Source organism: Mesorhizobium sp. M2A.F.Ca.ET.039.01.1.1, from assembly GCF_003998035.1.
Lineage (GTDB): Bacteria > Pseudomonadota > Alphaproteobacteria > Rhizobiales > Rhizobiaceae > Mesorhizobium.
In genome coordinates this window covers 1-588 of sequence record NZ_RZRY01001438.1, presented here as the reverse complement: position 1 = coordinate 588, position 588 = coordinate 1, and the positions used below count along the sequence as shown (strand labels likewise).

General features: G+C 64.8%; 1 protein-coding gene and 1 pseudogene. Both read right to left on the bottom strand.

Annotated features, from left to right (window positions below; translation table 11 throughout):
* Nucleotides 1-502, bottom strand: a 502-nt coding sequence (locus EOA24_RS40320) for an alpha/beta hydrolase (RefSeq protein ID WP_245502009.1), incomplete at its 3' end; no start/stop codon positions are given.
* Between the two features lie 5 nt (nucleotides 503-507).
* Nucleotides 508-588, bottom strand: a pseudogene (locus EOA24_RS43740) (isochorismatase); the annotation flags it as partial.

Here is a 588-nt window from a genome sequence, read left to right as displayed (position 1 = left end):
CGGCGCTTTCGCCGCAAAGCACGATCGGCAGCGCGCTGGTAGCGGCGACCCATTCGAACACCGCCAGCGCGTCGTTGAAGGAAGCCGGATGCAGATGTTCCGGCGCCAGCCGGTAGTCGGCCGAGACCACCTCGAATCCTGTGCCGGCGCAGATTTCGGCACAGATGTCGTCATGGCTGTCGAGATCGCCGAGGACAAAACCGCCGCCGTGATAATAGACGACGATCGCCGCTTCCAGCTTGCCCGCCATGCGATAGCGGCGGACCGGGATCGGATGCGAGCCCGTCGCCACGAGGCCGTCGCTGGCCGTCACGCCCTCCGGACGACCTTGGTGAAACGCCACGCACATCCGACCATAGACGGCGCGCTGCTCGGGTATGAATGCCGCAACGATCTCCGGCGGGTACCAACTGTTGACCTTGTCGATGTATTCCCAAAGCTCCGGGTCGAGCCGATCGGCATATTTGCCGCGGCTCGCCGAATCGGTTGGGTCGCCGCCCACTGCCGTCAAAGCTCGGCGTAGAGCTGCGCCGCGTTCTCGAAGGTGAAGCGCAGCGGCACCGAACCCTCGACCTGCCACACATTCAC